Annotated in this window: 21 protein-coding genes; 15 read left to right on the forward strand and 6 right to left on the reverse strand. The window is 40.1% G+C overall.

Features of this window, described 5'->3' with window-relative positions:
* Window positions 1-46: 46 nt before the first annotated feature.
* Window positions 47-886, forward strand: a complete 840-nt coding sequence (locus tag IPMB12_RS11675) for a YciC family protein (protein WP_166917581.1) — start codon at window positions 47-49, stop codon at window positions 884-886.
* Window positions 870-1,355 carry a Cys-tRNA(Pro) deacylase gene (gene ybaK, locus IPMB12_RS11680; protein WP_166917582.1) on the forward strand — a complete coding sequence of 162 codons (486 nt, stop codon included), beginning with the start codon at window positions 870-872 and terminating at the stop codon, window positions 1,353-1,355. Before IPMB12_RS11675 ends, ybaK begins: the two co-directional genes overlap by 17 nt.
* 174 nt (window positions 1,356-1,529) lie before the next feature.
* Here ybaK and IPMB12_RS11685 read toward each other — a convergent pair whose 3' ends face one another.
* The 5 genes from IPMB12_RS11685 to IPMB12_RS11705 form a co-directional block, all read right to left on the reverse strand.
* Window positions 1,530-2,852: an MFS transporter gene (locus tag IPMB12_RS11685; RefSeq protein ID WP_166917583.1), complete on the reverse strand. Its 1,323-nt coding sequence runs from the start codon at window positions 2,850-2,852 to the stop codon at window positions 1,530-1,532.
* 73 nt (window positions 2,853-2,925) lie between these two features.
* Window positions 2,926-4,422 carry a xylulokinase gene (locus IPMB12_RS11690; protein ID WP_166917584.1) on the reverse strand — a complete coding sequence of 499 codons (1,497 nt, stop codon included), beginning with the start codon at window positions 4,420-4,422 and terminating at the stop codon, window positions 2,926-2,928.
* A 63-nt stretch (window positions 4,423-4,485) separates the two neighbouring features.
* Complete coding sequence (locus tag IPMB12_RS11695; RefSeq protein ID WP_166917585.1) at window positions 4,486-5,529, reverse strand: zinc-dependent dehydrogenase; 1,044 nt, start codon at window positions 5,527-5,529, stop codon at window positions 4,486-4,488.
* Between the two features lie 23 nt (window positions 5,530-5,552).
* Complete coding sequence (locus IPMB12_RS11700; protein WP_166917586.1) at window positions 5,553-6,362, reverse strand: class I fructose-bisphosphate aldolase; 810 nt, start codon at window positions 6,360-6,362, stop codon at window positions 5,553-5,555.
* A 42-nt stretch (window positions 6,363-6,404) separates the two neighbouring features.
* Window positions 6,405-7,367, reverse strand: coding sequence for a D-2-hydroxyacid dehydrogenase (locus IPMB12_RS11705; protein WP_166917587.1), 963 nt, complete (start codon window positions 7,365-7,367; stop codon window positions 6,405-6,407).
* 490 nt (window positions 7,368-7,857) lie between these two features.
* On the opposite strand from IPMB12_RS11705, the gene IPMB12_RS11710 reads away from it, so the two are divergent.
* The 13 genes from IPMB12_RS11710 to IPMB12_RS11770 all read left to right on the forward strand — a co-directional run bounded on the left by IPMB12_RS11710 (window position 7,858) and on the right by IPMB12_RS11770 (window position 21,853).
* Window positions 7,858-8,787 carry a Kdo(2)-lipid IV(A) acyltransferase gene (locus IPMB12_RS11710; RefSeq protein WP_166917588.1) on the forward strand — a complete coding sequence of 310 codons (930 nt, stop codon included), beginning with the start codon at window positions 7,858-7,860 and terminating at the stop codon, window positions 8,785-8,787.
* A gap of 241 nt (window positions 8,788-9,028) precedes the next feature.
* On the forward strand, window positions 9,029-12,091 hold the full coding sequence (fdnG, locus tag IPMB12_RS11715; RefSeq protein WP_166917589.1) for a formate dehydrogenase-N subunit alpha: 3,063 nt from the start codon (window positions 9,029-9,031) through the stop codon (window positions 12,089-12,091).
* An 18-nt stretch (window positions 12,092-12,109) separates the two neighbouring features.
* Entirely contained in the window at window positions 12,110-13,057 is a 948-nt protein-coding gene (gene fdxH, locus IPMB12_RS11720) for a formate dehydrogenase subunit beta (RefSeq protein ID WP_166917590.1), read from the forward strand.
* Window positions 13,050-13,721 carry a formate dehydrogenase subunit gamma gene (locus tag IPMB12_RS11725; protein WP_166917591.1) on the forward strand — a complete coding sequence of 224 codons (672 nt, stop codon included), beginning with the start codon at window positions 13,050-13,052 and terminating at the stop codon, window positions 13,719-13,721. Before fdxH ends, IPMB12_RS11725 begins: the two co-directional genes overlap by 8 nt.
* Window positions 13,721-14,650 (forward strand): formate dehydrogenase accessory protein FdhE, encoded by a 930-nt coding sequence (fdhE, locus tag IPMB12_RS11730; RefSeq protein ID WP_166917592.1) that lies wholly within the window; start codon window positions 13,721-13,723, stop codon window positions 14,648-14,650. Before IPMB12_RS11725 ends, fdhE begins: the two co-directional genes overlap by 1 nt.
* Before the next feature lie 64 nt (window positions 14,651-14,714).
* A complete protein-coding gene (locus IPMB12_RS11735) occupies window positions 14,715-15,410 on the forward strand; it encodes a tetratricopeptide repeat protein (RefSeq protein WP_166917593.1) in 696 nt (231 codons plus the stop codon).
* Between the two features lie 196 nt (window positions 15,411-15,606).
* Window positions 15,607-16,275, forward strand: coding sequence for a tetratricopeptide repeat protein (locus tag IPMB12_RS11740; protein ID WP_166917594.1), 669 nt, complete (start codon window positions 15,607-15,609; stop codon window positions 16,273-16,275).
* A gap of 177 nt (window positions 16,276-16,452) precedes the next feature.
* Window positions 16,453-17,424 (forward strand): ABC transporter substrate-binding protein, encoded by a 972-nt coding sequence (locus IPMB12_RS11745; RefSeq protein WP_166917595.1) that lies wholly within the window; start codon window positions 16,453-16,455, stop codon window positions 17,422-17,424.
* Between the two features lie 43 nt (window positions 17,425-17,467).
* A complete protein-coding gene (locus IPMB12_RS11750) occupies window positions 17,468-17,935 on the forward strand; it encodes a hypothetical protein (protein WP_166917596.1) in 468 nt (155 codons plus the stop codon).
* A 169-nt stretch (window positions 17,936-18,104) separates the two neighbouring features.
* On the forward strand, window positions 18,105-19,073 hold the full coding sequence (locus IPMB12_RS11755; protein WP_166917597.1) for an ABC transporter substrate-binding protein: 969 nt from the start codon (window positions 18,105-18,107) through the stop codon (window positions 19,071-19,073).
* Between the two features lie 31 nt (window positions 19,074-19,104).
* Complete coding sequence (locus IPMB12_RS11760; RefSeq protein WP_166917598.1) at window positions 19,105-20,073, forward strand: ABC transporter substrate-binding protein; 969 nt, start codon at window positions 19,105-19,107, stop codon at window positions 20,071-20,073.
* A gap of 41 nt (window positions 20,074-20,114) precedes the next feature.
* Window positions 20,115-21,062 (forward strand): ABC transporter permease, encoded by a 948-nt coding sequence (locus tag IPMB12_RS11765; protein WP_166917599.1) that lies wholly within the window; start codon window positions 20,115-20,117, stop codon window positions 21,060-21,062.
* A complete protein-coding gene (locus IPMB12_RS11770) occupies window positions 21,059-21,853 on the forward strand; it encodes an ABC transporter ATP-binding protein (RefSeq protein ID WP_166917600.1) in 795 nt (264 codons plus the stop codon). Before IPMB12_RS11765 ends, IPMB12_RS11770 begins: the two co-directional genes overlap by 4 nt.
* A 580-nt stretch (window positions 21,854-22,433) precedes the next feature.
* On the opposite strand, the gene gyrA is transcribed toward IPMB12_RS11770, so the two are convergent.
* Window positions 22,434-25,061 (reverse strand): DNA topoisomerase (ATP-hydrolyzing) subunit A, encoded by a 2,628-nt coding sequence (gene gyrA, locus IPMB12_RS11775; protein WP_166917601.1) that lies wholly within the window; start codon window positions 25,059-25,061, stop codon window positions 22,434-22,436.
* Window positions 25,062-25,171 lie beyond the last annotated feature (110 nt).

Raw genomic sequence — 25,171 nt, forward strand, 5'->3', positions numbered from 1 at the left:
TGATCAATACTTCTCACGACATAAATATGATTTAAAAGGTTAATTTATGCCATTATCATTCTCTGCCATTTTTTCTGATACCAAGAATTTTATTTTTAATCGGTTGTTACAAATTTTCATCATTCTGCTGATACTGGCGATTATCACGCAAATGATCACTTTTATGGTGATTCCAAATCAAGATATCCTAAAACCGATAGAACAATTTTTACAGCAAACTGCTGCTGCACAAGGCGACTTCTCATTACAGTCTGTTCAGTCAGCCTTAGCCAGGTTATCACCATCTCAGCAACAGGAAATTGTCAGTGCTCTTGGCAGCTATGCATTTCGCTTGTTGATCGTGTATGTCATTAGTAATTTGTTGGGTACCAGTATTATTCTGGCCATGATCGCTAACTTATCTCATAGCGATACACTTAATATCCCGCAGCTAATTGGCAGAGCTTTAACGCATATTCCACAGCTACTAACATTTATGATTGTCAGTATTCCGTTCTTTGTTGGTTTATCTGTTGTGGGTATGCTGATTGCGCCGTTGATGATATTCATTTTACTAATTGGTATGTTTATCTATACCATTGTCTATAATGTCTTTTTATCCTGCCTGATAGAGCCTAAAGAACAAACCACTCTGTTTAATAAGATTGGAGAGAGCTTTCAGCGCTCAAAAGCTTATGCCAAACTGATTTTACCGATGGTTGGGATCTGGCTGGTAGCACTAATTGTGGTCAGCTCACTGGTAAGTAATTTGACTACTGATAACTTCATTTTGAATGTGGTAGTAAATATTGTTGGTCTGTTCTTAAACTTCTTTTTAATCAGCTATTGTTATCGGCTTTACACATTAACGCCAATTCCGGTAAAACCTAATGACACCCGCTATTAATTTACTCAAAAAGTTAAAAGTAGTATTTAATGTGCATCAATATCAGCATGACACCGCTGATACACATTTTGGAGAGGAGGCCGTAGCAAAACTGGCTACTCGCCTCCAAATACTGCCTGAACAGATTTTTAAAACACTAGTAATAAGTCTCAATGGCGATAATAAACAACTGGCGGTTGTCGTATTACCTGTTGTTTGTCGCTTAGATCTCAAGAAAGCAGCGAAAGCACTTAACTGTAAAAATGCGGATATGGCAGATCCGGTGCAAGCACAAAAAATCACGGGTTATCTGGTTGGTGGCATTAGCCCTGTCGGTCAGAAGAAACTCCTCCCTACACTTATTCATGAAAGTGCTAAAGAACATAACACCATGTTTGTTTCTGGTGGCAAACGTGGGCTTGAAATAGAGCTATCTCCACAAGATTTAGCCAGTACATTATCGGCTCAGTTTGTTGATATCTCCTGTTAAGCGGATAAATTACAAATCATAACCCTTTGATTTTATTAAATAAATGTAATCTATTGATTTATTTAAACTTAAAAAAAGGCTACTCCGTCAATAAGTAGCCTTTAGTACAAGAATCTTACTCAATAAAAAATTAACATTAATAAATTAAAATATTACATCCACTCCAAAACCCATTTATTTTGGCTCATCCAACATCAGAATTAACACAAATCCGACAGCAGCACAGATACCAAAATAGGTAAATACAGCACTAAAAGCACCTGTTGAATCAAGCAAGAATCCGGCAATCATCGGGGATGCAAAACCGCCAAGGTTACCACCACTATTAATCAGTGAAATGGCAATCGGATAGTTTTTTTGATCGGTTACACCCATCGGATAAGCGGTAAATGCAGGCCAGCCAATATTTAACATTAAACCAACAAAAAATAATGAGGCAGCAACAGCGACGCTACTATCAGGAATATTCAGCATCACCAGCATCATGACAACAGTCGCCAGTGCAGTAAATAGCATGGTTGGTTTACGACGACGACCAAAGATGTTATCAGAGATCCAGCCACCAGAAATAGAACCGATAAAGCCACCAATAAATGGCATCGCCGCCACAAAGCCCATTCCCATAAAAGAGAAGCCTTTTTCTTTAACCAGATACATCGGAATCCAGGTTAACAAACCGTATAGCACACTTACCATCATAAAATAAGCTAAGCAGTCACCCCAAATATTCTTAGAGGTAAAGACTTTACCCACCGTATCAAGCGGAGTCAGTTTTTTCACACGGATAATTTTATCCAGCGTAGCGAACTTACTACCTTCGACAATATTACCAACAGGTTTATCCACCGTTACCGTAGCGCCGCTGGTACGAATATATTTCACTTCACTTTCAGAAACAAAACGGCTCTCTTCCGGTTTTGATTTAACAAAAAGCCACCAAATAATGGCCAGAATAATCCCCGGTGTTGCGAACGAGAAAAATACCCAGCGCCAGCCATAAGTAATTGCGATCCAGACGGCAAGCGGAGGAACAATGATTGGCGCAAACATGGTTGAAGCAATATAGACACCCGTTGCTGTAGCTTTCTCTTTCGCAGGAAACCAGTTATTAATCGTTGAGGTTAAACCAACGGGCGTCGGACCTTCTGTTAAACCAAGACCTAATCGGATCCATTTAATGGCAAATGCTGATGATGCTGTACCAATTAACCAGGTAAAAGCGGAAAAGCCTAAAATAGACAAGGACACAAGCCCTCTGGTACCACGCTTAGCCATCCAGAAACCAGCCGGAATCTGACTGACTGCGTAGCCTAAAAAAAACATACTGGCAAGAGAGCCTGCTTCAAAGTTGGAAAGTTGGAATTCTTCAATAATAAAAGGTAAAACGGCACCAATATTTGTTCGGTCTGCATAGTTAACGGCATAAACTAAAAAGATAAGTGCTAAAACAACCCAACGATAATTCGTCTGCGGTTTTATCGAACTCATGTTTGTCATAATAACTACCCTCATTAATAGGTGATTTATTTTTTTAACTTATTAACTCGAATCCAGTCGCTTATTTATCGTATTACGACAATAAGCTATGCATTGTTTCTTTTAAATTTGGATATAACGCACTGTAAATGCCAAAATGTTTGTCATAAACTTCGTTAATTGCTTTATCTTTATTCGGTTTAAAAAGAATATCCTCCGTTCTGATAATTGGGAGGTCAGGATCGTTCACTCCACAGAAATATCCTGCCCCAGTTGCACCGATCATTGCTGCACCAAATGCTGCTGCATCACTGGTTTGAGCAATGCTGTACTCAACCTGTAAAATATCGGCTTTAATCTGTGTCCAGAGATGATTGCGCGAACCACCACCAACACTAAGTAATTCATCTAACTTAATGCCCCACTTTTTACTGGCGATATCAACTAACTGACGCAAGCCAAAAGCGGTACCTTCAAACGCAGCCCGAATCATATCGCTACGGGTATGAGATAAACGCAGGCCAAGCCATGCACCAGAAGCTTTCACGTCCCAGATTGGACTTCTCTCCCCGGCCAGATAAGGTAGATAAACTAACCCTTTTGCTCCGGGTTCAGACTCACGAGCTAATTGTTCGAGCGTTTCATGATTATCTATTTCCGGCCAGACTGACTTATTGAGCCAGCCAAATGTCCCCCCGGTCGTTGACATGGCACCATGTGCCAACCATTGATTAGGAACAACGTGATAACGATTCATAAAGCGGGAATCAAAATCTGGTTTTTCTAAGCAAAAGGTAATCACTCCAGATGTACCGGTAGATTCAAATGCTGTTCCACCATCAATCAACCCAACAGCAAAAGCCGCTGCTGCTGTATCTGCAGAACCCAGTGTGATAGCTGTGTCCTGCTTTAACCCCGTCTGTTTTGCTGCCTGCGCACTGACCCGTCCGACAACAGCAAAACTTGGATAAATCGGCGCCAGTAAACTATGGTCAAAATTCCAATAGCTCAGGAGCTCTTTTGACCATTTTGGCGCACCGGCAAGTACCACAGCTCCTGAATAAGCTGCTTGAGTAGGATCGATACCTGCTTTACCGCCAAGGCGTGTCGCTAAAAAGCCATTGAACAGAACTATCTTATGGACCTTTTTCATCAGTTCCGGTTGCTGACTCTGTAACCAGCCAATGGTTCCAACCCAGCAGGAGGAAGGGCTTGGACTGTTACTGGATAATGACATAACGTGCTCTTTATTCTCACCTAATGTTTTATGAATAAAGTCTTCAGAACGCCCGTCCAAATAAGTGATAGCGTTACAAATCGGATTATTATTTTTATCCAGGAGAACAATTGTTGGGCAAGCCACTGATAAACCAATAGAAACAATATTGTCAAACCTCTGGGTCATCTCATTAATGGCTGCAACGGTTTGTTCCCAATATTCATTAAGATCTAGCTCATGATGTCTGGATGATTTAGAAATAATTTTAGTTTCTCTGGAAGCCTTTCCAAGCAGCTCACCCCGGTGGTTAAAAGCACAGACTTTTACTCCACTACTACCAGCATCAATCCCTAAATAGATTTCTTCTTTCATTGCCTGACTCCTTAGCGTGTCTTCAATAAAAACTGAACTACAAATAGACTCATTACGCTAAAATTATGCGTCGTTTGTAATTAGGATTTTTATTGCAGCACCATCTAAAGCACAGGCAAAGGCAGCATTAATATCATCAAGTTTGAAACGGTGAGTTACCAGTTTTTCAACATTGATTTTGCCGGAAGAAATAAGATTCAGAGCAGTTTGATAGCCTTGTCGGCTCAGCGCACTTGCGCCTGTTATGCTCAGTTCATTATAATGAATAAGATTGACATCGATATTTGACATATCACCGGCAGAGAAACCAGCAAACAGATTTACTCGTCCACCTTTACGCACTAAAGATAAAGCTGGGTTAACCAGAGCAGGCACACCGATCGCCATAATAACCACATCAGCACCCATACCGTCAGTCAGTTGTTTAATTTTTTCATCCAAATTCTCTTTACTGGAATCAACAACTAAGTCAGCACCACAGTCAAGCGCTGCTAAACGACGCTTTTCATTTAGCTCACTGACAATAATCGTTTTAGCACCTGATAAACGTGCCAGCATAATGTGCATGAGGCCAATTGGCCCTGCGCCAAGAATTACCACAGTGTCACCGAGTTCTATCCCGACATTTTTTTGTCCGTTGATACAACACGCTAAAGGCTCAGCAAGTGCAGCCGCTTCAAAAGAGATTCCTTGAGGAACTTTGAAAACATTACCGGTTTTTAAAGCAATCGCCGGAATACGCAGGTACTCTGCGAAAGCACCGTCAAACTCATAACCAATCGCCTGACGGTTTTTGCAGACATTCTCTTTACCTGAAAGGCAATAAACACATGAACAACAAGGAATAACCGGATCAACTGCAACAGCATCACCACACTGAAAATTAGTTACACCAGTACCCACTTCAACCACTTCACCGGAAAATTCATGGCCGATGACGGAAGGATAGCGAACACCTTTGGTTTTTTTGCCTGTGACAATACGACCATCAGTTCCACAAATTGCTGAAGCTTTGACTTTGATTACCAAATCACCGGGACCAGCAACTGGTTTTTCAATTTGAGTAACGTTTAATTTGTTTGCTGCGAATAATACTGCTGCTTTCATAATCTTACCCTCTATTATTATTGTTATTTGCCACCAGCTTGTTTATAAATAGCAACGGCCTGATCAACACTTGCATCATCATTAATTAATGCATTGAGTGCACAAACTACTGCTGTTGGCGTTTCATGCTGCCAGACAAAGCGACCATAAGTCACCCCACCCACACCAATATCCAGCGCTTTACGTGTATTGGTTAAGAAGCTCACCAGGTCATTACCCATGTCACCACCGGCAAGTGCGACCATAGTCGGGCAGCAATCAACCACTTCTTTAAAGGTTTCTGCTGAGCCTGACCACAAGGTTTTAATAATATCGACACCTAACTCAGCACCAGCACGGGTACAATAAGCTAAGTTTTTAGCATCAAAAGAGTCTTTAATCATTGGGCCTTTTGGATAGATATGCGCGACAAGCGGCAAACCAGCAGAAGACGCAGCCTTAGAAATCTGGCCTAAAAAAGTCAGTTGTTTTGCCTGTTCAGGTCCACCCATAATACAACCAACAGAAATAGCATCTGCGCCAAGGCGAATTGCTTCTTCAACATCAGCAACTGGCGTATCAAACGCTTCGTGGTAAGGAATAGAGTAGCTGGTTGCTTTCATGATTAAGGAGATATCTTCCCCTGCATACGGAGGGTAGACATTTTCAATAATTCCTTTATGTAACGTTATGGCATCAGGTTTACCTGCAACCACTTCTCCCATTACTTTGCGAATATTCCCAATACCAGGTAAAACACCGCGTGTAATCGGATGATCCATAGTGATAGCCAGCAATCGGCCTGATTTCTTGTTTAATAATCTTTTTAAACGTATTTCTTTACCTAAAAACATATTTAACCCCTTAATTAATCAATTAAAATAGTTAACAACGACTTATGGATTCACCACGTTTTGCGGTGTGCCAGATAAAAATGCTTCAATATTGTCCATCAGCATGTCAGCAAGAGACTGAATGGCTTCAAAACTTGCCCATGAGATATGAGGTGTAAGAATAAAATTAGACAGATTGGTCAGCTTCATGATGACGTCATCCGGTTTTGGAGGCTCATTTTTAGTGACATCAAACGCAGCACCGGCAATCACCTTATTAATGAGTGCATCACAAAGCGCTTCTTCATTGACAATGCCTCCTCTGGCTGTATTAATCAGTAAAGCGGTCGACTTCATCTGATTGAATTCAGCCTCATCAATCATATTGCGGGTTGAATCTGTAAGAGGACAATGAATAGAGATGATGTCACTGTGTTTTAAAACATCTTCAAACGGAGTATATAAAGGCCCCATATTGGGAACACCTTTATAAGCAGAAAATAGTACTTTCATACCAAATGCTTTTGCGACTTCAGCAACAGCTTTGCCAAGTACGCCATCACCGATTAGCCCTAAAGTCGAATTAGCCAGATTTTTGATAGGATAGTCAAAATAGCAAAACTGGTTTGCTTCCTGCCAGCGGCCTGCCCGTACAGACTCATGATAAGCAATAATACTACGACGCAGAGCCAGTATTAGTGCAAAAGTATGTTCGGGTACAGTATTAATAGCGTAGTTGCGAATATTTGAAACAGGAATACCTTTTTCCTTACAAGCAAACAAGTCAATCACATCAGTCCCAGTTGCAGCAACGGCAATAAAGCGTAATTTTCGTGCCTGCTTTAAAATATCCTGAGTAATTTTTACTTTATTTGTGATGACAATATCTGCATCAGCAATACGCTCTACTACTTGTTCAGGTGAGGTATGATCGTACGAAATAATCTCATTTTGATGAGAAATAGATTTTAACTTAATGTCAGCCGGGAATGTTTCTCTGTCTAAAAATACAATTTTAGTTGCCATAATGATTTATCACTCCTAAAAACTCGAATAAAAAATCTATAAAGTTAATGCATCAGTGGTGAACAAAATATCAATTAATGTTCTTTATAACAAAAAATCATTTTCTTTTCTAAGCCAGTATAAAAGTAAAAAATCAATTTTCATCATGCAAAATAACAATTTTAACTCGTTAATTTTCCTTTATTATTATGCTTAAGCACAAAACAATGATAACTTCATCACAAATTTTGCTTCTTTTGTGAATAGAATCACAGAATCCTATTTTTAGCTTAAAATTCAATTGTTTTTAATAAAAATCAAAAAGATAATTAAATAAAAATGAAAAATTCATTTCATTTAACATATGTTATTATAATTAACACTTGATCATTTGGGTGGAGCTATTTTTTGCTTTTGTGACGGGTTGCGCATATTTTGGTAATAAAAGATAATTAAGCTATGTCAGAATTAATATTTAAAATATACAGAGAACTTTAAGAAAATAAGAATAATGAAAGCAACTCAAGAAATTCATGCAAAATTTAGCCGGAGCCTCCTCCATCCTCGTTATTGGTTAACGTGGTTCGGTATTGGTATTCTCTATTTGCTTGTGTTACTTCCTTATGGTGTGATTTATCAAATTGGTAAAACACTTGGATTGCTATCGATGAAAATTGCTAAGCGCCGTGTTGTTATCGCAACACGAAATTTAGAATTATGTTTTCCGGATAAATCAGAGCAGGAAAGAGCGCAACTACTAAGAGAAAACTTTATTTCCACTGGCATAGCGATCTTTGAAACGGGTATGGCCTGGTTTTGGTCAGATAGAAGAATTGCCAAACATTCAACAACTATTGGTGTTGAAAATATCTTAGAACCTCAGGAACATAATCAGGGTGTCTTGTTAGTAGGTATTCACTTTCTAACTCTGGAACTTGGAGCAAGAATTATTGGCTTGGCCCGCCCAGGTATTGGCGTTTATCGTCCAAACGATAATCCTGTGATGGATTATGTACAAATAAAAGGTCGATTAAAATCAAATAAATACATGCTCGATCGACGTAACCTGAAAGGCATGATTCGTTCTCTTAAACAAGGAGAAATGCTCTGGTATGCTCCGGATCATGATTATGGTCCTAAAAATAGTGTATTTGTCCCTTTCTTTGCCGTTGAAAAAGCAGCAACAACAGTTGGTACTTCTATTCTGGTGAAAATGGCAGATCCTAATATTGTCCCTTTTACACCTAAAAGAGATAAAAAAGGCTATACTTTAGTTATTCAGCCGGCTTTAGTTGGCTTTCCAAAAGATGATGAGACGGCTGCCGCTGCGTTTATGAATAAGGCAATTGAGAAAGAAATTTTGCAAGCGCCTGAACAATATATGTGGTTACATCGTCGTTTTAAAACTCGCCCCAAAGGTGAGCCTTCTCTGTATGATTAATTTACAATTTCTGAACTGACTTTTTATCAATAAAGGCAGAGATTCCACGGAGATGTGAATTAAATCACCTTAAAAATTTGATCCATATCAAATTTTAATGAATTTTATCTCAATATTCTTTATTTTTTACACAGGATTAATTATATTAACAACTATAATAATAGGGATACTCTAATCTCAGTAAAATAATAATCTAGCAATGAATGTATATAATGTAATGTCAGACTTTTAAGGAGTCCTTATGCTATTTAACCGTAGACAGTTCTTTAAGATCTGTGCTGGTGGTATGGCAGGCACAACTGTAGCAACCCTTGGACTTGCTCCAAACGTTGCTCTCGCGCAAACTCGCCAGTATAAATTACTCAAATCTAAAGAAACTCGTAACAACTGTACCTACTGTTCTGTAGGTTGTGGACTGTTGTTATATAGCCGCGGAGATGGAGCTCTTAACAATCGCTTAAGTATTTTCCATGTTGAAGGAGATCCCGATCATCCGGTAAGCAGAGGCTCACTTTGTCCTAAAGGTGCCGGTGTACTTGATTATATAAAGAGTGAAAACCGTGTTCAGTTCCCTGAATATCGTGCACCAGGTTCAGACAAGTGGCAAAAAATCAGCTGGGATGATGCCATTGATCGTATTGCCCGCTTAATGAAAGAAGATCGTGATAAAAACTTTATTGAAAAAAATGCTCAGGGTACAACGGTTAATCGTTGGACAACAACTGGCTGGCTAGTAACTTCTGCTGCCAGTAATGAAACCGGTTGGTTAGCCTTTAAAGTTGCACGTGCACTGGGTATGCTCAGTCTTGAAACTCAGGCTCGTGTGTGCCATGGTCCTTCTGTTTCAAGTTTAGCGGCAACCTATGGCCGTGGAGCTATGACCAATAACTGGAATGACATTAAAAATGCGAATGTCGTGATCGTTATGGGTGGTAATGCGGCAGAAGCGCATCCGGTTGGGTTTAAATGGGCAATTGAAGCCAAAATCAACAACGGTGCAGAACTCATTGCTGTTGACCCGAGATTCCACCGCACAGCTGCTGTTGCTGACTTATATGTTCCAATCCGAGCCGGTTCTGATATCGCCTTCCTGCTTGGTGTAATTAACTATTTAATCACTAATGATGAAGTCAATCACGAATATTTAGTGACTCACTCTAATGCCAGCCTGTTGGTACGTGATGATTATGATTTCAACGTCGAAGATGGATTATTTAGTGGCTATAATGCAGAAAAACGTCAGTACGACCAATCCAGCTGGACTTATCAAACCGATGCTAATGGTTATGCACTTCGCGATGCCACTTTGCAACATCCACGCAGTGTCTGGCAACTATTAAAACAACACGTTAGTCGCTATACACCTGAAGTGGTCAATAATATTACCGGTACACCAGTTGATAACTTCTTACATGTTTGTCGTTCTCTTGCCAGCACTAAGACTAATGACCGTGCAGCAACATTCTTATATGCACTAGGCTGGACACAACATAGTTATGGTACGCAAATTATTCGTACTGCTGCTATGATCCAACTAATACTAGGTAATATCGGTGTGATGGGTGGTGGTATTAACGCACTACGCGGACACTCAAATATTCAAGGTTTAACTGACGTAGGTCTGTTATCTAACCGTTTACCTGCTTATCTAGATTTACCTAAAGATTCACAAATTACATTAGAGCAATATCTGGCAGAAAAAACACCAAAACCATTTGGTCCAACAGAAGTTAACTTCTGGGCAAATTATCCTAAATTCTTTGTCAGCTTCATGAAATCCATGTATGGAGATAAAGCAACTAAAGAGAATAACTGGGGCTTTGACTGGTTACCAAAATGGGATAAAACTTACGACGTTTTACAATTTAGTAAAATGATGCGTGACGGTGATGCTAATGGCTTTATCTGTCAGGGCTTTAACCCGCTAGCGGCTTTCCCGGATAAAAACAGTGTCCGTGATGGTTTATCAAAATTAAAATTCTTAATCAACATCGACCCTATGCCGACAGAAACGGCGGAGTTTTGGAAAAACCACGGTGAATCCAACGATGTTGATTCAAGTAAGATTCAAACAGAAGTGTTCCGATTACCATCCAACTGCTTTGCAGAGGAAGATGGTACGATTGTTAACTCTTCTCGCTGGTTGCAATGGCACTGGGCGGCAGCAAAACCTCCATTTGAAGCAAAATACGATCCGGAAATCATCTCTCGTATTTTCTTAAGAATGAAAGAGTTGTATGCAGAAGAAGGCGGACCAGGTCAGGAACCAATGAATAGTCTGGTATGGGATTATAAAGAATCACATGAGCCTTCAGCTGAAGAGTTAGCTAAAGACTATAACGGCCGTGCACTGGCTGATTTAAAAGATGCCAACGGCAATGTAACGATTAAAAAAGGTCAGTTACTCAGTGGTTTTGGTCAATTGAAAGATGATGGTACAACTTCCTGCGGTATCTGGATCTTCTGTGGCTGCTGGACAGAAGCAGGTAACCAGATGGCCAGACGAGATCCAAGCGATCCATCCGGTAAAGGTATTCATGCCGGTTGGGCATGGGCATGGCCAATGAATCGTCGGGTACTTTATAACCGCGCTTCGGCTGATGCTAACGGTAAACCTTGGGATCCAAACCGTGTTCTTATTAAATGGGATGGTTCCAGCTGGACAGGTAATGATATTCCTGACTTTACAGCAACCTTACCACCAAGTTCTGGTGCCGGTGCGTTTATCATGAATAATGATGGACTAGGTGGTTTATTCTGCCTTAACAGATTGGTTGATGGTCCGTTCCCTGAGCATTATGAACCATTTGAAACACCAATTAGTACCAACCCGCTACATCCTAAACAAATTAGTAGCCCGGCTGCACGTGTGTTCCCGGAAGACCTTGCTCGTTTAGGTACGGCAGAAAACTTCCCTTATGTTGCAACGACTTACAGTATTACTGAGCATTTCCATTTCTGGACACAACACGCAAGAATTAATGCGATTACTCAGCCAGAACAATTTATTGAGATGAGTGAAAACTTAGCCAATAAGAAGGGAATCAAACTGGGTGATACTGTCAAGGTGAGCTCTAACCGGGGCTATGTTAAGGCTAAAGCAGTAGTGACCAAACGTTTACCAACATTGATGGTAAATGGTAAAGAAGTAGAGACAATTGGTGTTCCTATTGTCTGGGGTTTCACTGGTCAAACGAAAAAAGGCTTTTTAACCAATGGGTTAACACCACATTTAGGTGATGCAAATTCACAGACACCTGAATATAAGTCTTTCTTAGTTAACATTGAAAAAATCTCAGCGTAATGGATAGGAGGCAAAAATATGTCATTACAAACTCAAGACATTATTAAACGTTCAGCCACTAGTTCATTGACGCCTGCGCCAAGAGCAAGAGATTATCAACAGGAAGTGGCTAAACTCATCGACGTCAGTACCTGTATTGGCTGTAAAGCTTGTCAGGTAGCCTGTAACGAGTGGAACGATCTACGCCCGGAAATTGGGCATAACGTTGGTGTCTATGATAATCCGGCTGATTTAGAGCCAAAAGCGTGGACTGTGATGCGTTATTCTGAAGTTGAGATGAATAACAAACTGGAATGGTTAATTCGTAAAGATGGCTGTATGCACTGTAGCGATCCGGGCTGCTTAAAATCTTGTCCGGCCGAAGGTGCTATCATCCAATACGCGAATGGTATCGTCGATTTTCAGTCTGAACACTGTATCGGTTGTGGTTATTGCGTTGCGGGTTGTCCATTTAACGTACCACGTATCAGTAAAGAAGATAACCGCGCTTATAAGTGTACTCTGTGTGTTGACCGCGTAGCCGTGGGTCAGGAACCTGCCTGTGTCAAAACTTGCCCGACGGGTGCAATTCGTTTTGGTACTAAAGCAGATATGATAAAATATGCGGATAATCGTATTGCAGATCTGAAAAACCGTGGTTACGAAAATGCTGGGCTTTATAATCCGGAAGGTGTTGGTGGTACACACGTAATGTACGTACTTCATCACTCAGATCAACCGGGTCTTTATCACAATCTACCAAAAGATCCAACAATTAGCGGCGTAGTTAGTTTCTGGAAAGGGGCGTTAAAACCAATTTCAGCTGCAGCATTTGTTGCAACGTTTGCCGGTCTGGTATTCCACTATATGGCCGTTGGACCTATCGAAGTTGATGAGGAAGACATTGAGCATGAAAAACAGGATGCTGATAAAATTCGTGCTGAATTAGCAGATAAGACAACATCTAAGGAGAATCATCATGAATAAGAAAGAGATGATTTACCGTACACCACTTTCGGTGCGTTTTTGCCATATCGGTATTGTAATTTGCTTTCTTTTAGCTGCATTATCCGGTTTATCACTGTTTTTCCCATCTCTGCATCTGTTTGGTTCAGTGTTGGGAACACCACAACTCGTGCGTGTTCTGCATCCATTTTTAGGATGTGTCGTCTTTATATTACTGATGTTTATGCTAATTAAATTAGCACATCATAATCTTCCTAATAAAGATGACGTTCGTTGGGTTAAAAATATTGATAAAGTCATTGCAGGTAATGAGCCATCTGATGTTCCGGTGGGCAAATACAATGCGGGTCAAAAATTCCTGTTCTGGGGAATTATGTCACTAATCACAGTACTATTTATTACTGGTCTGATTATGTGGCGTCGTTATTTTTCTGACTATTTCCCAATTGAGATTATCCGTCTGGCTATCTTCTTCCACGCTATTGCAGCAATTTGTTTGATTTTACTTATTATTGGACATGCTTACATGGCAATTTGGGTGAAGGGATCAATCAAAGGCATGATCGTTGGTTCTGTTTCCCGTGCCTGGGCGCGTAAAAACCACTCTAAGTGGTACCGCGACGAAATGGAAAAAACCTACAAAGACGAACAACAAATTTCTAACCAACAGGAAATTAGCAAATAATGACGATTCGAATTGTTCCACAAGAACAACTAGAACAGCATGATGAAACTAAAACAAGTGTAGTGGGTCACACCCCACTACTCTTTTATCCATCTCCAAAAACACTTTATCATCATCGCTTAAAAAGATTAACCGAGCTCGCTAAAGACAACCCTTTCTCCGAATACCTTAAGTTTTGTGCACAATTAGTCGCCAAACAGGAACAACTGCTGAAAGAGTATCCAATTCAAAAAGATTTAGCGGATGTAGTGAAACAAGGTGCAGAAAAAAATCTGGCACCACTCTCTTTAGATAATTATTCATTAACTGATGAATGGGAAATCTATTTAAAACCGCTTTGTCAGGCGCTTAAGGGCTATAACCCTGAAATAGATAAGACTATCGAAGTACTTGAATCAGAGACAAAATCCAGTTTACAGGAGCAGGCTATATCTCTCATCAAAGGAGAGCTAAGTCATATTGATAGTAATAAAGCTATTTTTATCTGGACAGCTTTATCACTCTATTACTCTCAACTAGCCAGCCAGTTACCCGGTAAAGCAAAAGTCGATATTGTTGAACAACGTCAATATTGCCCGGTTTGCCGCGCGGCACCAATTGCCAGTGTAATACATCTTGGTCAAAACGTTGGTCTGCGCTACCTGCATTGTAGTTTGTGTGAAACTGAGTGGAATGTAACCCGGGTGATATGTACTAATTGTGAAGATACTTCAGCACTGGATTACTATTCACTTGATAAAGAGCTCAGCTCAGTCAAAGCTGAATGTTGTGAGTCATGTAATAGTTATTTAAAAGTTTTTTATCAGGATTTAGATCCTCATCTTGAAGTTATCGCTGACGATTTAGCAACACTTATTCTGGATATCAAAACAGAAGAAGAAGGCTTTACAAAAACCGGGCAAAATCCATTTTTATTTGCCAAACAGTAAGCTTTCTTTATAATCCTTAAGAATAAAAACAATATGTTGTGAAAAGATCTGGAGAAATAATTAAATGACTAAACGCTATACTTATCTCATTGGCATGCTCTTCTCTGCCCTACTTATCTTCTCAGCACCAACTTATGCTGAAATCACCGGACAACTACGCTTTACTCTAAAAGCGGCTGAAATGGGTGATGCGGAAGCTCAGTTCTATTTAGGCATGGCTTATGATGAAGGGGATGGTGTAGAAGTTGACCATGCTAAAGCTGTTGAGTGGTATCAAAAAGCAGCTGATCAAGGGTTTGCACGCGCTCAATATAATCTTGCTATCAGTTATGATGAAGGTGAAGGTGTTGAGCTTGACGACCAAATGGCTATTTTTTGGTATACCAAAGCGGCTGAACAAAACCACCGTAACGCTCAAAATAACTTAGGTGTTATGTATGAAGATGGTGAAGGCACTGAAGTGGATTATGAAAAAGCGATCTACTGGTACACTAAATCAGCTGAAAATGGTAACTCTCAAGCACAATATAATCTTGCTATGATGTACCGTAACGGCCTTGGTATGGAAGTGAATAAGATTGAAGCCTATGCCTGGTTTGCTATTGCAGCTGAGAATGGTAAAGCTAATGCTGACACTCGCCGTAAAGAGGTCTGGAAAGAGCTAAGCAAAGAAGAACGCCGTGAAGCACGTGCTCTGGCGAAGCAATATATTGATCTCTATTCTGATTATGAAGATGATGAAGACGAAGATCTCTGGTGATTTATCTTCTTGATTTGAATCTGAAAAACCATCTTCATTGATGGTTTTTTTTATTTTGTCGTTAAATTTTTTTAAGCTAAACTGTTCTTTACTGAAAATTATTAGTGAGAGGGCTTATCTCTTTCTAATCTTATGCTATACTCCCAAATAGCGTTTTCAAACGCGGTACAATTTTAACAAAAAAGGGTTCAGACCAATGAAAAAATACTATAAATACATCACTGCGCTTTTCCTGACAGCTATCTTTACTGTATCAATGCCGGTTCTTGCTGCAGCAGAAAGCTCTCAAGTCCGTATGACTCGTGTAGCTGCTGAAAGTGGTGATGCAGAAGCACAATACCATTTAGCATTAGCTTATGATTCAGGTGATGGCATCGAGCTAGATCATGAAAAAGCAGTATACTGGTATCAAAAAGCGGCAGATCAAGGTTATGTTGATGCAATGTTCAATCTTGCTGTTAGTTATGATGAAGGTGAAGGTGTTGAACTTGATGATCAAATGGCTATTTTCTGGTACACCAAAGCTGCTGAACTCAACGATTCAGACGCACAAAATAACTTAGCGGTTATGTATGAAGATGGCGAAGGTACTGATGTTGATTATGCTAAAGCATTATATTGGTACACTAAATCAGCTGAAAACGGTAACTCACTAGCACAATATAACTTAGCTGACCTTTACTACAATGGTCGTGGTGTTGCACCAAACAAAATCGAAGCTTACGCATGGTTTGCTGTTGCTGCAGAAAACGATGAATCAGGTGCTGATGAGCGCCGTCGTGGTGTCTGGAGAGAGCTAAACAAAGATGACCGTATCAAAGCGCGTGAACTTGCTGCACAATATATTGATGAATATACACTATAATCAACGTTGATTATATTTGAGATATTTAGGGGGAGCTACTTAGCTCCCCGTTTTTTATCTGCATTATCTGTTCTGCCAATCATTCACTGATTTTTTTCATAATAATTTTTAATTGATCATTTACATTTAGTAAAAGTCAGGTACAATAAAACCATTGTACTAGTTTAGAGATACAAAATGTTAAAGTTAAAAAAATCAATTATTACCGCCCTATTGCTACTAGGCAGTTTATTTCAATTTGCTCAGGCACAAGAAGTTAAACAAGTCGCCATTACTTCAATTGTAGAACATCCTTCTTTAGATAATATTCGCCGTGGTGTACAGGATGAATTAGTTGCACAGGGCTATACACTTGGTCAGGATCTTATTGTTCAATATCGTAGTGCTCAAGGTAGTAGTGCTACTGCTGCACAAATTGCCAAACAGTTTGCTGCCAGTAAACCCGATGTAATTGTAGCTATCGCGACACCAAGTGCTCAGGCTGTTGCCGCTGCAACAAGAACGGTACCGTTGGTATTTGCTGCAATTACTGATCCTATTGCAGCTAAGCTCATTAAAGGCTGGGAGCCAACAGGTACCAACATCACGGGCGTATCAGATATGTTACCGCTGGAGCCACAAATTGATTTGATGCTAAAAATTCGCCCGGATTTAAAAACAGTAGGTTATGTTTATAGTCCAGGTGAAGTTAACTCTACAGCAGTATTACGTCGTCTTGAAGAAGCATTAGCAAAAAGAAACATCAATGTACTGGCAGCTCCTGCCCAGAAAACATCTGATGTCATCTCAGCAGCACGTAGCTTAAGAGGAAAAGTAGAACTCATCTACACAACAACTGATAATAATGTTGTATCTGCCTATGAAGCATTAGTTAAATTTGCCAGCGAAAGTAAGATTCCATTAGTTGCTTCTGACCCTGATTCAGTTGAACGCGGTGCAGCAGCTGCTCTGGGCATCAGTTATTATGAATTTGGACGTCAAACTGGCCAAGTTGTGCTACAGATCCTAAAAGGAGAAAAACCCGGTGATATCACTCCGACAATTAGTAACAGCACTACACTAATTTTGAACCCGGCCGCTGCACATCAGCAGGGGGTCACGTTCTCAGCAGAGTTATTACAAAGTGCGAGTAAAATTATTGATAAGTAAAACTTATCCACTTAACGTAGAATAATTTGTAAGGGTAGCAGCAATGTTACCTTTTTTATTTTATAATAGCTCGGCACCATTCTTAATTTGTCAGGACAAAAATATGGATACTAACAACAACAATAAACCACAATCAGGAAGTTTCTTCCAACTTAATACTAAAAAAACATGCCAACAAGCAATTACTGTGGGCTGGATTGCGGCAGTGATTTCTTGCTTATTAACGCTCGCTGTTGCAATGGCATTATCACCTTATTTCTATGTCGATGTCGTTCTGCTTGCTGTCTTAGCTTTTTTTGTGTACAAAAAAAGCCGTGTTGCTTCAACAATTTTGGTCGTTTACTTTGTAGCGTCTAAATTATTGCAAATATCATGGGGCATTTCACCAGGACAACTCATCTTTGCATTACTTTTTATCTTCTGTTATGTACAAGCAATGCGTGCTACTTATATTTGGCATAAAAATTATGCAGATAGTAAACCAGAAGAACCAGGTACTTTAGTTAAATAACCATATATTTATCTTATAAAACCAGCGTCTAGCTGGTTTTTTTATACCCACACTTTTAACGTAAACTATTTTTTACAATAAAATTCTCTATTGACTGTTAATTCCTTTGTAATTATTATGAATTAAATCACTTTATTAAGTGTAAATATTTTTATACAAGGATAACTTTATGAAATTCAGAAACAAAAATATCCTTGCTGTGATTAGTTTATTCGCCTTTTCTTTCTTTAGTCAGGCACAAGATATTAAATCTGTTGCGATCACAGCAATTGTTGAGCATCCATCTTTAGATAGAGTCCGCTTAGGCGTTGAGGATGAACTAAAAGCAAATGGCTATGTTGTCGGTCAAAACATTAAGATTCAATATCAAAGTGCCCAAGGAAGTAGTGCCAATGCAGCGCAAATTGCTAAACAATTTGTTGCCAGCAAACCAGATGTTATTGTTGCCATTGCAACACCTAGTGCTCAGGCGCTTGCAGCAACAACAAAATCTATTCCGATCGTTTTCACTGCAGTGACGGATCCCGTTGCCGCCAGATTAACTAAAAGCTGGGATGCTTCAGAAACCAATATCACCGGTGTATCTGATGCCCTTTCTTTAGATAAGCAAATTGAACTCATGCTTAAAGTTAAACCTGATTTAAAAACAATTGGTTATGTTTATAGTCCAGGTGAAGTTAACTCAACAATCGTACTTAAACAACTACAAGAGTCGTTAGCTAAATTGAATATCAATGTGATTGCTGCACCCGCGCAACGTACGTCAGATATTCCAGCTGCGGCCAGAAGTTTAAAAGGTAGGGTTGATTTAATTTATACCACAACAGATAATAACGTTGTCTCTGCATATGAGTCACTTGTTAAAGTTGCAAATGAAAGTAAGATTCCTTTGATCGCATCTGATCCAGATCCAGTTGCTCGCGGCGCAGTTGCTGCTATTGGCATGAGCTACTACGACCTTGGTCGTCAGGCTGGTAAAATTGTTATCAGAATTCTTAACGGTGAAAATCCGGGGAATATCCCGCCAGAAATTGGTAATGTTTCTCAACTAGCTGTTAATTTGGTTGCAGCTGAGCGTCAGGGTATTGTGCTTTCAGAAGATTTAGTAAAATCAGCCGAACAAGTGATAGATAAATAATGCAATAACCGAATTTATAGGAATTATTAAAATGAATAACTTAAAAAGCAGATTGCTGCTCTTACTGTCTTCATTATTGCTCACTGTTTCTGTCCAGGCCCAGGATGTTAAATTTGTTGCTATTACCTCTATTGTCGAACACCCAGCTCTGGACAATGTCCGCCGCGGTGTGGAAGATGAATTAAAAGATAATGGCTACATCGTTGGTCAAAATTTAAAATTACAATTTCAAAGTGCTCAAGGTAGCAGCGCGAATGCGGCTCAAATCGCTAAACAATTTGTTGCCAGTAAACCCGATGTTATGGTCGCTATCTCAACACCAAGCGCCCAGTCTTTAGCAGCAACCACTAAATCTATTCCAATTGTGTTTACTGCTGTAACAGACCCTGTTGCAGCAAAATTAACGCGTAGCTGGGAAGCGTCCGGCACTAATGTAACGGGTGTTTCTGATGCATTATCTCTGGATAAGCAAATTGAGTTGATGCTGAAAGTTAAACCAGATTTAAAAAATATTGGTTATATCTACAGCCCGGGTGAAGTCAATTCAACCATGACTTTACGACAATTACAAGAACAGCTTAAACCACTGAATATCAATATTCTAGCGGTTCCCGCTCAACGTACTTCAGATATCCCTGCCGCTGCCCGTAGCTTAAAAGGTAAGGTTGATTTAATTTACACGACAACCGATAATAACGTCGTTTCAGCTTACGAATCATTAACCAAAGTCGCTAACGAAAGTAAAATTCCACTGGTTGCTTCAAATCCGGAAGCCGTTGAACGTGGTGCTTTAGCTGCACTTGGAATGAGTTATTATGACCTTGGTCGTCAGGCTGGTAAATTAGTTATCCGTATTTTAAATGGTGAAAAACCAGGTGATATGCCACCAGAAATTGGTAATATCACTCAACTCGTCGTGAGTACGATAGCTGCTGAGCGTCAGGGCATAACGTTGCCAGAGGATTTAATTCAATCAGCAGAACAAGTGATAGATAAATAATCTTATATTCACTCGACTCATGTATTAATATAGGTTTATTTATGTCACTTGAAATCCTTTATGGAACAATGGAAATTGGACTCATCTATGCTCTTGTGAGCTTAGGTGTGTTCATTTCCTTTCGAATGTTAGACTTTCCTGATTTAACTGCAGATGGCAGCTTTCCTTTAGGTGGTGCTGTTTGTGGACTTTGCTTATATATGGGTGTCAATCCATGGCTGGCAACACTTTACGGAACCCTTGCTGGGGCTTGTGCTGGAATGATTACTGCCTGGTTATATGTCCGTTTAAATATTCTACAACTACTCGCCAGTATTATCGTGATGATTGGGCTGTACTCTATTAACTTACGTATTTTAGGGCTGGCTCCATATTTAATGAATGAAACACCAAGAATGTCAGGCTCTCCTAATCTGCCACTTCTTGATGCACATACCATATTCACACCACTTGTCGCAGAAGACTTCAGTAATCAATTTATCGTTCAGCCATTATTAATTTTAGGCTTTGTTATCGCTGGCTGGATGTTCTTAAATGCTTTCTTAAATACACAAAAAGGGTTAGCGTTAAGAGCAACCGGTGCTAATGCCAGAATGGCGAGCGCACAAGGAATTGCCACTGGTAGAATGGTGATACTTGGTATGGCAATCTCTAACGGGCTTATCGCCCTAGGTGGCTCGCTGTTTGTGCAGACACAAGGTAATGCTGATATCTCTATCGGTGTTGGTACCATCGTGATTGGTTTAGCAGCAGTTATTATTGGTGAAAGTTTAATGCCGGCTAAACGTATGTGGATTATCACGCTGTCTGTCATTTTTGGTTCTATTTTATATCGCTTATTTATTGCTGTTGCACTGGGTAATCAGACGCTACAAAACATTGGCATTGGTACTGAGGATCTCAACTTAATTACTGCAGTTTTGGTCACACTAGCACTTGTTCTGCCAAAACAGATCAAAAAGTGGACACGCAGAGGAGGAGCATCATGATTAAAGTTGAAGAACTTGAACTGACATTTAATCGTGGTACTCCAATTGAGAACTACGTATTACGAAATCTTAATCTGAATATTAAAGAAGGTGAATTTGTAACAGTCATCGGTAGTAACGGTGCAGGTAAAAGTTCCTTACTGAATATTATTAGTGGTAATTTAATTGCCGATTCAGGTTATGTCATTATTAATGAGAAAGATGTCTCTAAGTTACCGGCATGGCAGCGCGCCGGTTTGGTCGCACGAGTATTTCAGGACCCGATGGCTGGGACGTGTGAGAAGCTCACTATTGAAGAGAATTTAGCACTGGCTTATAGCCGTGGGCGCAAGAGAAGCCTGTTACCGGCTTTAAATCGCCATTTACGTATCTTATTCAAAGATAAGCTGGCAACATTAAATCTAGGTCTTGAGAATCGCCTTAGCGATATGATGGGACTACTCTCTGGCGGACAACGTCAGGCAATTAGTTTGCTTATGTCCTCTTTACAACCGTCAAAGATTTTACTGCTTGATGAACATACCGCAGCGCTTGATCCAAAGACTGCACAGTTTGTATTGCAGCTCACCAATCAAATTGTTTCCGAAAATAAACTGACGACGATGATGGTTACCCATTCTATGAAACAAGCTCTGGAATATGGTACACGTACCGTTATGTTACATCAGGGGCAAGTGGTATTGGATGTTTCTGGCGAGGAGCGCAGTAAACTTGGTGTTGCCGACCTGCTTAATATGTTTGAACAAACCCGCGGTGAAAAAATTAGTGATGATGCTTTGCTGCTTGGGTAATTGTTTGGATTAGTGGTTGTTATTAGCAGTGTGTGGCGGGGAGCATGCCCCGCTAGCTTGTTTTTTGTACTGTTGCATGTATTAGCATTGAGTTTAGGGCGGACTGCGCCGCCCATGCGCAATATCTTTTGTTCTGTGTTTATTTCGGCTTGGTTTAAGTACCATAGCTCAGCATCTTTTCAAAAACCTTAATATCAATCTCAAAATAGAATCTGATTAAAATCTTATTGATGTATCTGTTTATAATAAAATCAACAAGTTATATTTTGAGATATTTTAGAAACGAATAAATTTAAATATATAAAAAGAAATTTCTTTTTTCCTATTCTTTTGGATTCGAACTGTAAAGCATTGATTGATGGAGAGCGTACCTCATAGGTCTTAGCGAGTCCTCGAGCGGGTGCCTATGGGGTGCGGTAGGCCATCAAGTCCCACGGAACCTGCAACATCACCAAAAAGATTGCGCATGGGCGGCGCAGTCCGCCCCAAATCCCATGCTAATACCCACAAAAAACTCTCCAAAAAACATAAAAAAAGAGCCAACCTAAGTCAGCTCTTTTATTTACTAAACAAATACTATCTATTCAGCACTGTCTTCTGCTGATTCCGATACTTCACCATCAAGGTTTTCTTCGTATTCCGCGTCTTCATCATCAGTTTCAGCAACTCTCTGCAAACCAACTACGCTTTCATCAGTTGCAGTACGGATTAGCGTTACACCTTGTGTGTTACGTCCAATAATACTTACTTCTGATACGCGTGTTCTGACCAGTGTTCCAGCATCTGTGATTAACATGATTTGGTCAGTATCTTCAACTTGTACAGCACCAACAACCTCGCCGTTACGCTCACTCACTTTGATTGAGATAACACCCTGAGTTGCACGAGATTTAGTTGGATATTCTGCCTGTTCTGTACGTTTACCATAACCATTTTGCGTTACAGTTAAAATCGCACCATCACCACGTGGGATAATCAGTGACACGACACGGTCCTTATCAGCAAGTTTAATACCACGAACACCCGCTGCGGTACGACCTACTGCACGAACACCTTTAATTGTGCCGTCTTCAAGCTCTTCACCTTCATGGAAACGAACCACTTTACCACTGGCAGAGAACAACATAATTTCATTGCTACCGTCAGTTAAATCCACACCAATTAACTCATCATCTTCACGTAAATTAATCGCGATAATACCGCCAGAACGTGGACGACTAAATTCTGATAATGCGGTTTTCTTAACAGTACCTGCAGCTGTTGCCATAAAGACATAATGCTCATCATCAAACTCTTTAACCGGCAGAATTGCGGTAATACGCTCATCTTTCTCAAGTGGTAATAAATTAATAATTGGACGACCACGCGCTCCACGGCTCGCTTCTGGTAACTGATATACCTTCATCCAGTACAGACGACCACGGCTTGAGAAGCATAAAATCATATCATGTGTATTGGCTACAAGAAGACGCTCAATAAAGTCTTCTTCTTTGATACGTGCTGCTGACTTACCTTTACCGCCACGGCGCTGCGCTTCATAATCTGTCAGTGGCTGATACTTCACATAACCTTCATGTGATAGAGTCACCACAACATCTTCCTGAGCGATTAAATCTTCTAAATTAATATCCGCACTACTTGCTGTGATCTCAGTACGACGAGCATCACCAAACTGATCACGAGCAGAAACCAGCTCTTCACGGATAACTTCCATCAGACGATCAGCACTTTCAAGGATATAGATAAGTGCCGCGATTTGATCAAGTAATTCTTTATACTCATCAAGAATTCTTTCATGCTCAAGGCCAGTTAATTTTTGCAGACGTAAATCCAAAATTGCCTGAGCTTGCGCTTCTGATAAGTAGTAATGTCCATCACGAATACCCAGTGATGCATCTAAATCTTCTGGACGTGCAGCGTCATCACCGGCTTTTTCAAGCATTGCTGAAACATTACCCAGCTCCCATGCTTTAGCAAGTAAGCCTGCTTTTGCTTCAGCAGGTGTTGCAGCGTGACGAATAAGTTCAATAATAGGATCGATATTGGCTAAAGCAATTGCTAAGCCTTCTAAGATATGCGCTCGTTCACGTGCTTTACGTAATTCAAAAATAGTACGACGCGTTACAACTTCACGGCGATGCAGAACAAACGCCTCAATCATATCTTTTAGGTTAAGTAATTTTGGCTGACCTTTATGCAGAGCCACCATATTGAAACCAAAAGAGACTTGCAACTGTGTTTGAGCATAAAGATTATTCAGGACAATCTCACCCACGCCGTCACGTTTGATCTCAATAACAATACGCATACCATCTTTATCTGACTCGTCGCGTAATGCAGAAATACCTTCAACTTTCTTATCTTTTACCAGTTCAGCAATCTTCTCAATTAGTTTTGCTTTATTAACCTGATAAGGAATTTCAGTGACGATAATCGTTTCACGCCCTGATTTTTCATCGACTTCAATCTCAGCACGAGAACGAATATAAATTTTACCACGGCCAGTACGATAAGCATCTTCAATCCCTTTACGACCATTAATAATGGCACTGGTCGGAAAGTCTGGTCCCGGAATATGCTGCATTAAGCCTTCAATTGAGATATTCTCATCTTCAATATAAGCAAGACAGCCATTGATTACTTCCGTTAAGTTATGCGGAGGAATGTTAGTTGCCATACCAACAGCGATACCGGACGAACCATTCACCAGTAAAGCAGGAATACGCGTTGGCAGAACATCAGGAATCTGCTCAGTACCATCATAGTTTGGAGAGAAATCGACAGTTTCTTTTTCTAAATCAGCCAAAAGCTCATGAGCAATACGCGACATACGCACCTCGGTATAACGCATCGCAGCCGCAGAGTCACCATCAACCGAACCAAAGTTCCCTTGCCCATCAACCAGCATATAACGTAAAGAGAACGGTTGCGCCATACGTACAATCGTATCGTAAACTGCGGTATCGCCATGCGGATGATATTTACCGATTACGTCACCCACCACACGGGCAGATTTTTTGTAGGCTTTATTCCAGTCATTACCCAGTACATTCATGGCAAATAATACGCGACGATGTACAGGTTTTAAACCATCACGAACATCAGGCAGAGCACGCCCAACGATAACTGACATGGCATAATCTAAATAGGAATTTTTTAATTCTTCTTCGATATTAATGGGGGTAATTTCTTTAGCTAAATCGGTCATAGAACCACTATCTCTCTACAGTAAATTTTATAGGAACAACATTAAATAATTATACCACAAAATTGCCGTAAAATGCAGTGAAATATGGAAAATCATACAGATAAGTTACA

It is taken from the genome of Zophobihabitans entericus (assembly GCF_011745665.1).
GTDB classification, from domain to species: Bacteria; Pseudomonadota; Gammaproteobacteria; order Enterobacterales; family Orbaceae; genus Zophobihabitans; species Zophobihabitans entericus.

Excerpts from the sequence above, each read along its gene's own strand:
- IPMB12_RS11675 (WP_166917581.1), top strand. The coding sequence starts at position 47 with ATGCCATTATCATTCTCTGCCATTTTTTCTGATACCAAGAATTTTATT.
- ybaK (WP_166917582.1), top strand. The coding sequence starts at position 870 with ATGACACCCGCTATTAATTTACTCAAAAAGTTAAAAGTAGTATTTAAT.
- IPMB12_RS11685 (WP_166917583.1), bottom strand. The coding sequence starts at position 2,852 with ATGACAAACATGAGTTCGATAAAACCGCAGACGAATTATCGTTGGGTT.
- IPMB12_RS11690 (WP_166917584.1), bottom strand. The coding sequence starts at position 4,422 with ATGAAAGAAGAAATCTATTTAGGGATTGATGCTGGTAGTAGTGGAGTA.
- IPMB12_RS11695 (WP_166917585.1), bottom strand. The coding sequence starts at position 5,529 with ATGAAAGCAGCAGTATTATTCGCAGCAAACAAATTAAACGTTACTCAA.
- IPMB12_RS11700 (WP_166917586.1), bottom strand. The coding sequence starts at position 6,362 with ATGTTTTTAGGTAAAGAAATACGTTTAAAAAGATTATTAAACAAGAAA.
- IPMB12_RS11705 (WP_166917587.1), bottom strand. The coding sequence starts at position 7,367 with ATGGCAACTAAAATTGTATTTTTAGACAGAGAAACATTCCCGGCTGAC.
- IPMB12_RS11710 (WP_166917588.1), top strand. The coding sequence starts at position 7,858 with ATGAAAGCAACTCAAGAAATTCATGCAAAATTTAGCCGGAGCCTCCTC.
- fdnG (WP_166917589.1), top strand. The coding sequence starts at position 9,029 with ATGCTATTTAACCGTAGACAGTTCTTTAAGATCTGTGCTGGTGGTATG.
- fdxH (WP_166917590.1), top strand. The coding sequence starts at position 12,110 with ATGTCATTACAAACTCAAGACATTATTAAACGTTCAGCCACTAGTTCA.
- IPMB12_RS11725 (WP_166917591.1), top strand. The coding sequence starts at position 13,050 with ATGAATAAGAAAGAGATGATTTACCGTACACCACTTTCGGTGCGTTTT.
- fdhE (WP_166917592.1), top strand. The coding sequence starts at position 13,721 with ATGACGATTCGAATTGTTCCACAAGAACAACTAGAACAGCATGATGAA.
- IPMB12_RS11735 (WP_166917593.1), top strand. The coding sequence starts at position 14,715 with ATGACTAAACGCTATACTTATCTCATTGGCATGCTCTTCTCTGCCCTA.
- IPMB12_RS11740 (WP_166917594.1), top strand. The coding sequence starts at position 15,607 with ATGAAAAAATACTATAAATACATCACTGCGCTTTTCCTGACAGCTATC.
- IPMB12_RS11745 (WP_166917595.1), top strand. The coding sequence starts at position 16,453 with ATGTTAAAGTTAAAAAAATCAATTATTACCGCCCTATTGCTACTAGGC.
- IPMB12_RS11750 (WP_166917596.1), top strand. The coding sequence starts at position 17,468 with ATGTTACCTTTTTTATTTTATAATAGCTCGGCACCATTCTTAATTTGT.
- IPMB12_RS11755 (WP_166917597.1), top strand. The coding sequence starts at position 18,105 with ATGAAATTCAGAAACAAAAATATCCTTGCTGTGATTAGTTTATTCGCC.
- IPMB12_RS11760 (WP_166917598.1), top strand. The coding sequence starts at position 19,105 with ATGAATAACTTAAAAAGCAGATTGCTGCTCTTACTGTCTTCATTATTG.
- IPMB12_RS11765 (WP_166917599.1), top strand. The coding sequence starts at position 20,115 with ATGTCACTTGAAATCCTTTATGGAACAATGGAAATTGGACTCATCTAT.
- IPMB12_RS11770 (WP_166917600.1), top strand. The coding sequence starts at position 21,059 with ATGATTAAAGTTGAAGAACTTGAACTGACATTTAATCGTGGTACTCCA.
- gyrA (WP_166917601.1), bottom strand. The coding sequence starts at position 25,061 with ATGACCGATTTAGCTAAAGAAATTACCCCCATTAATATCGAAGAAGAA.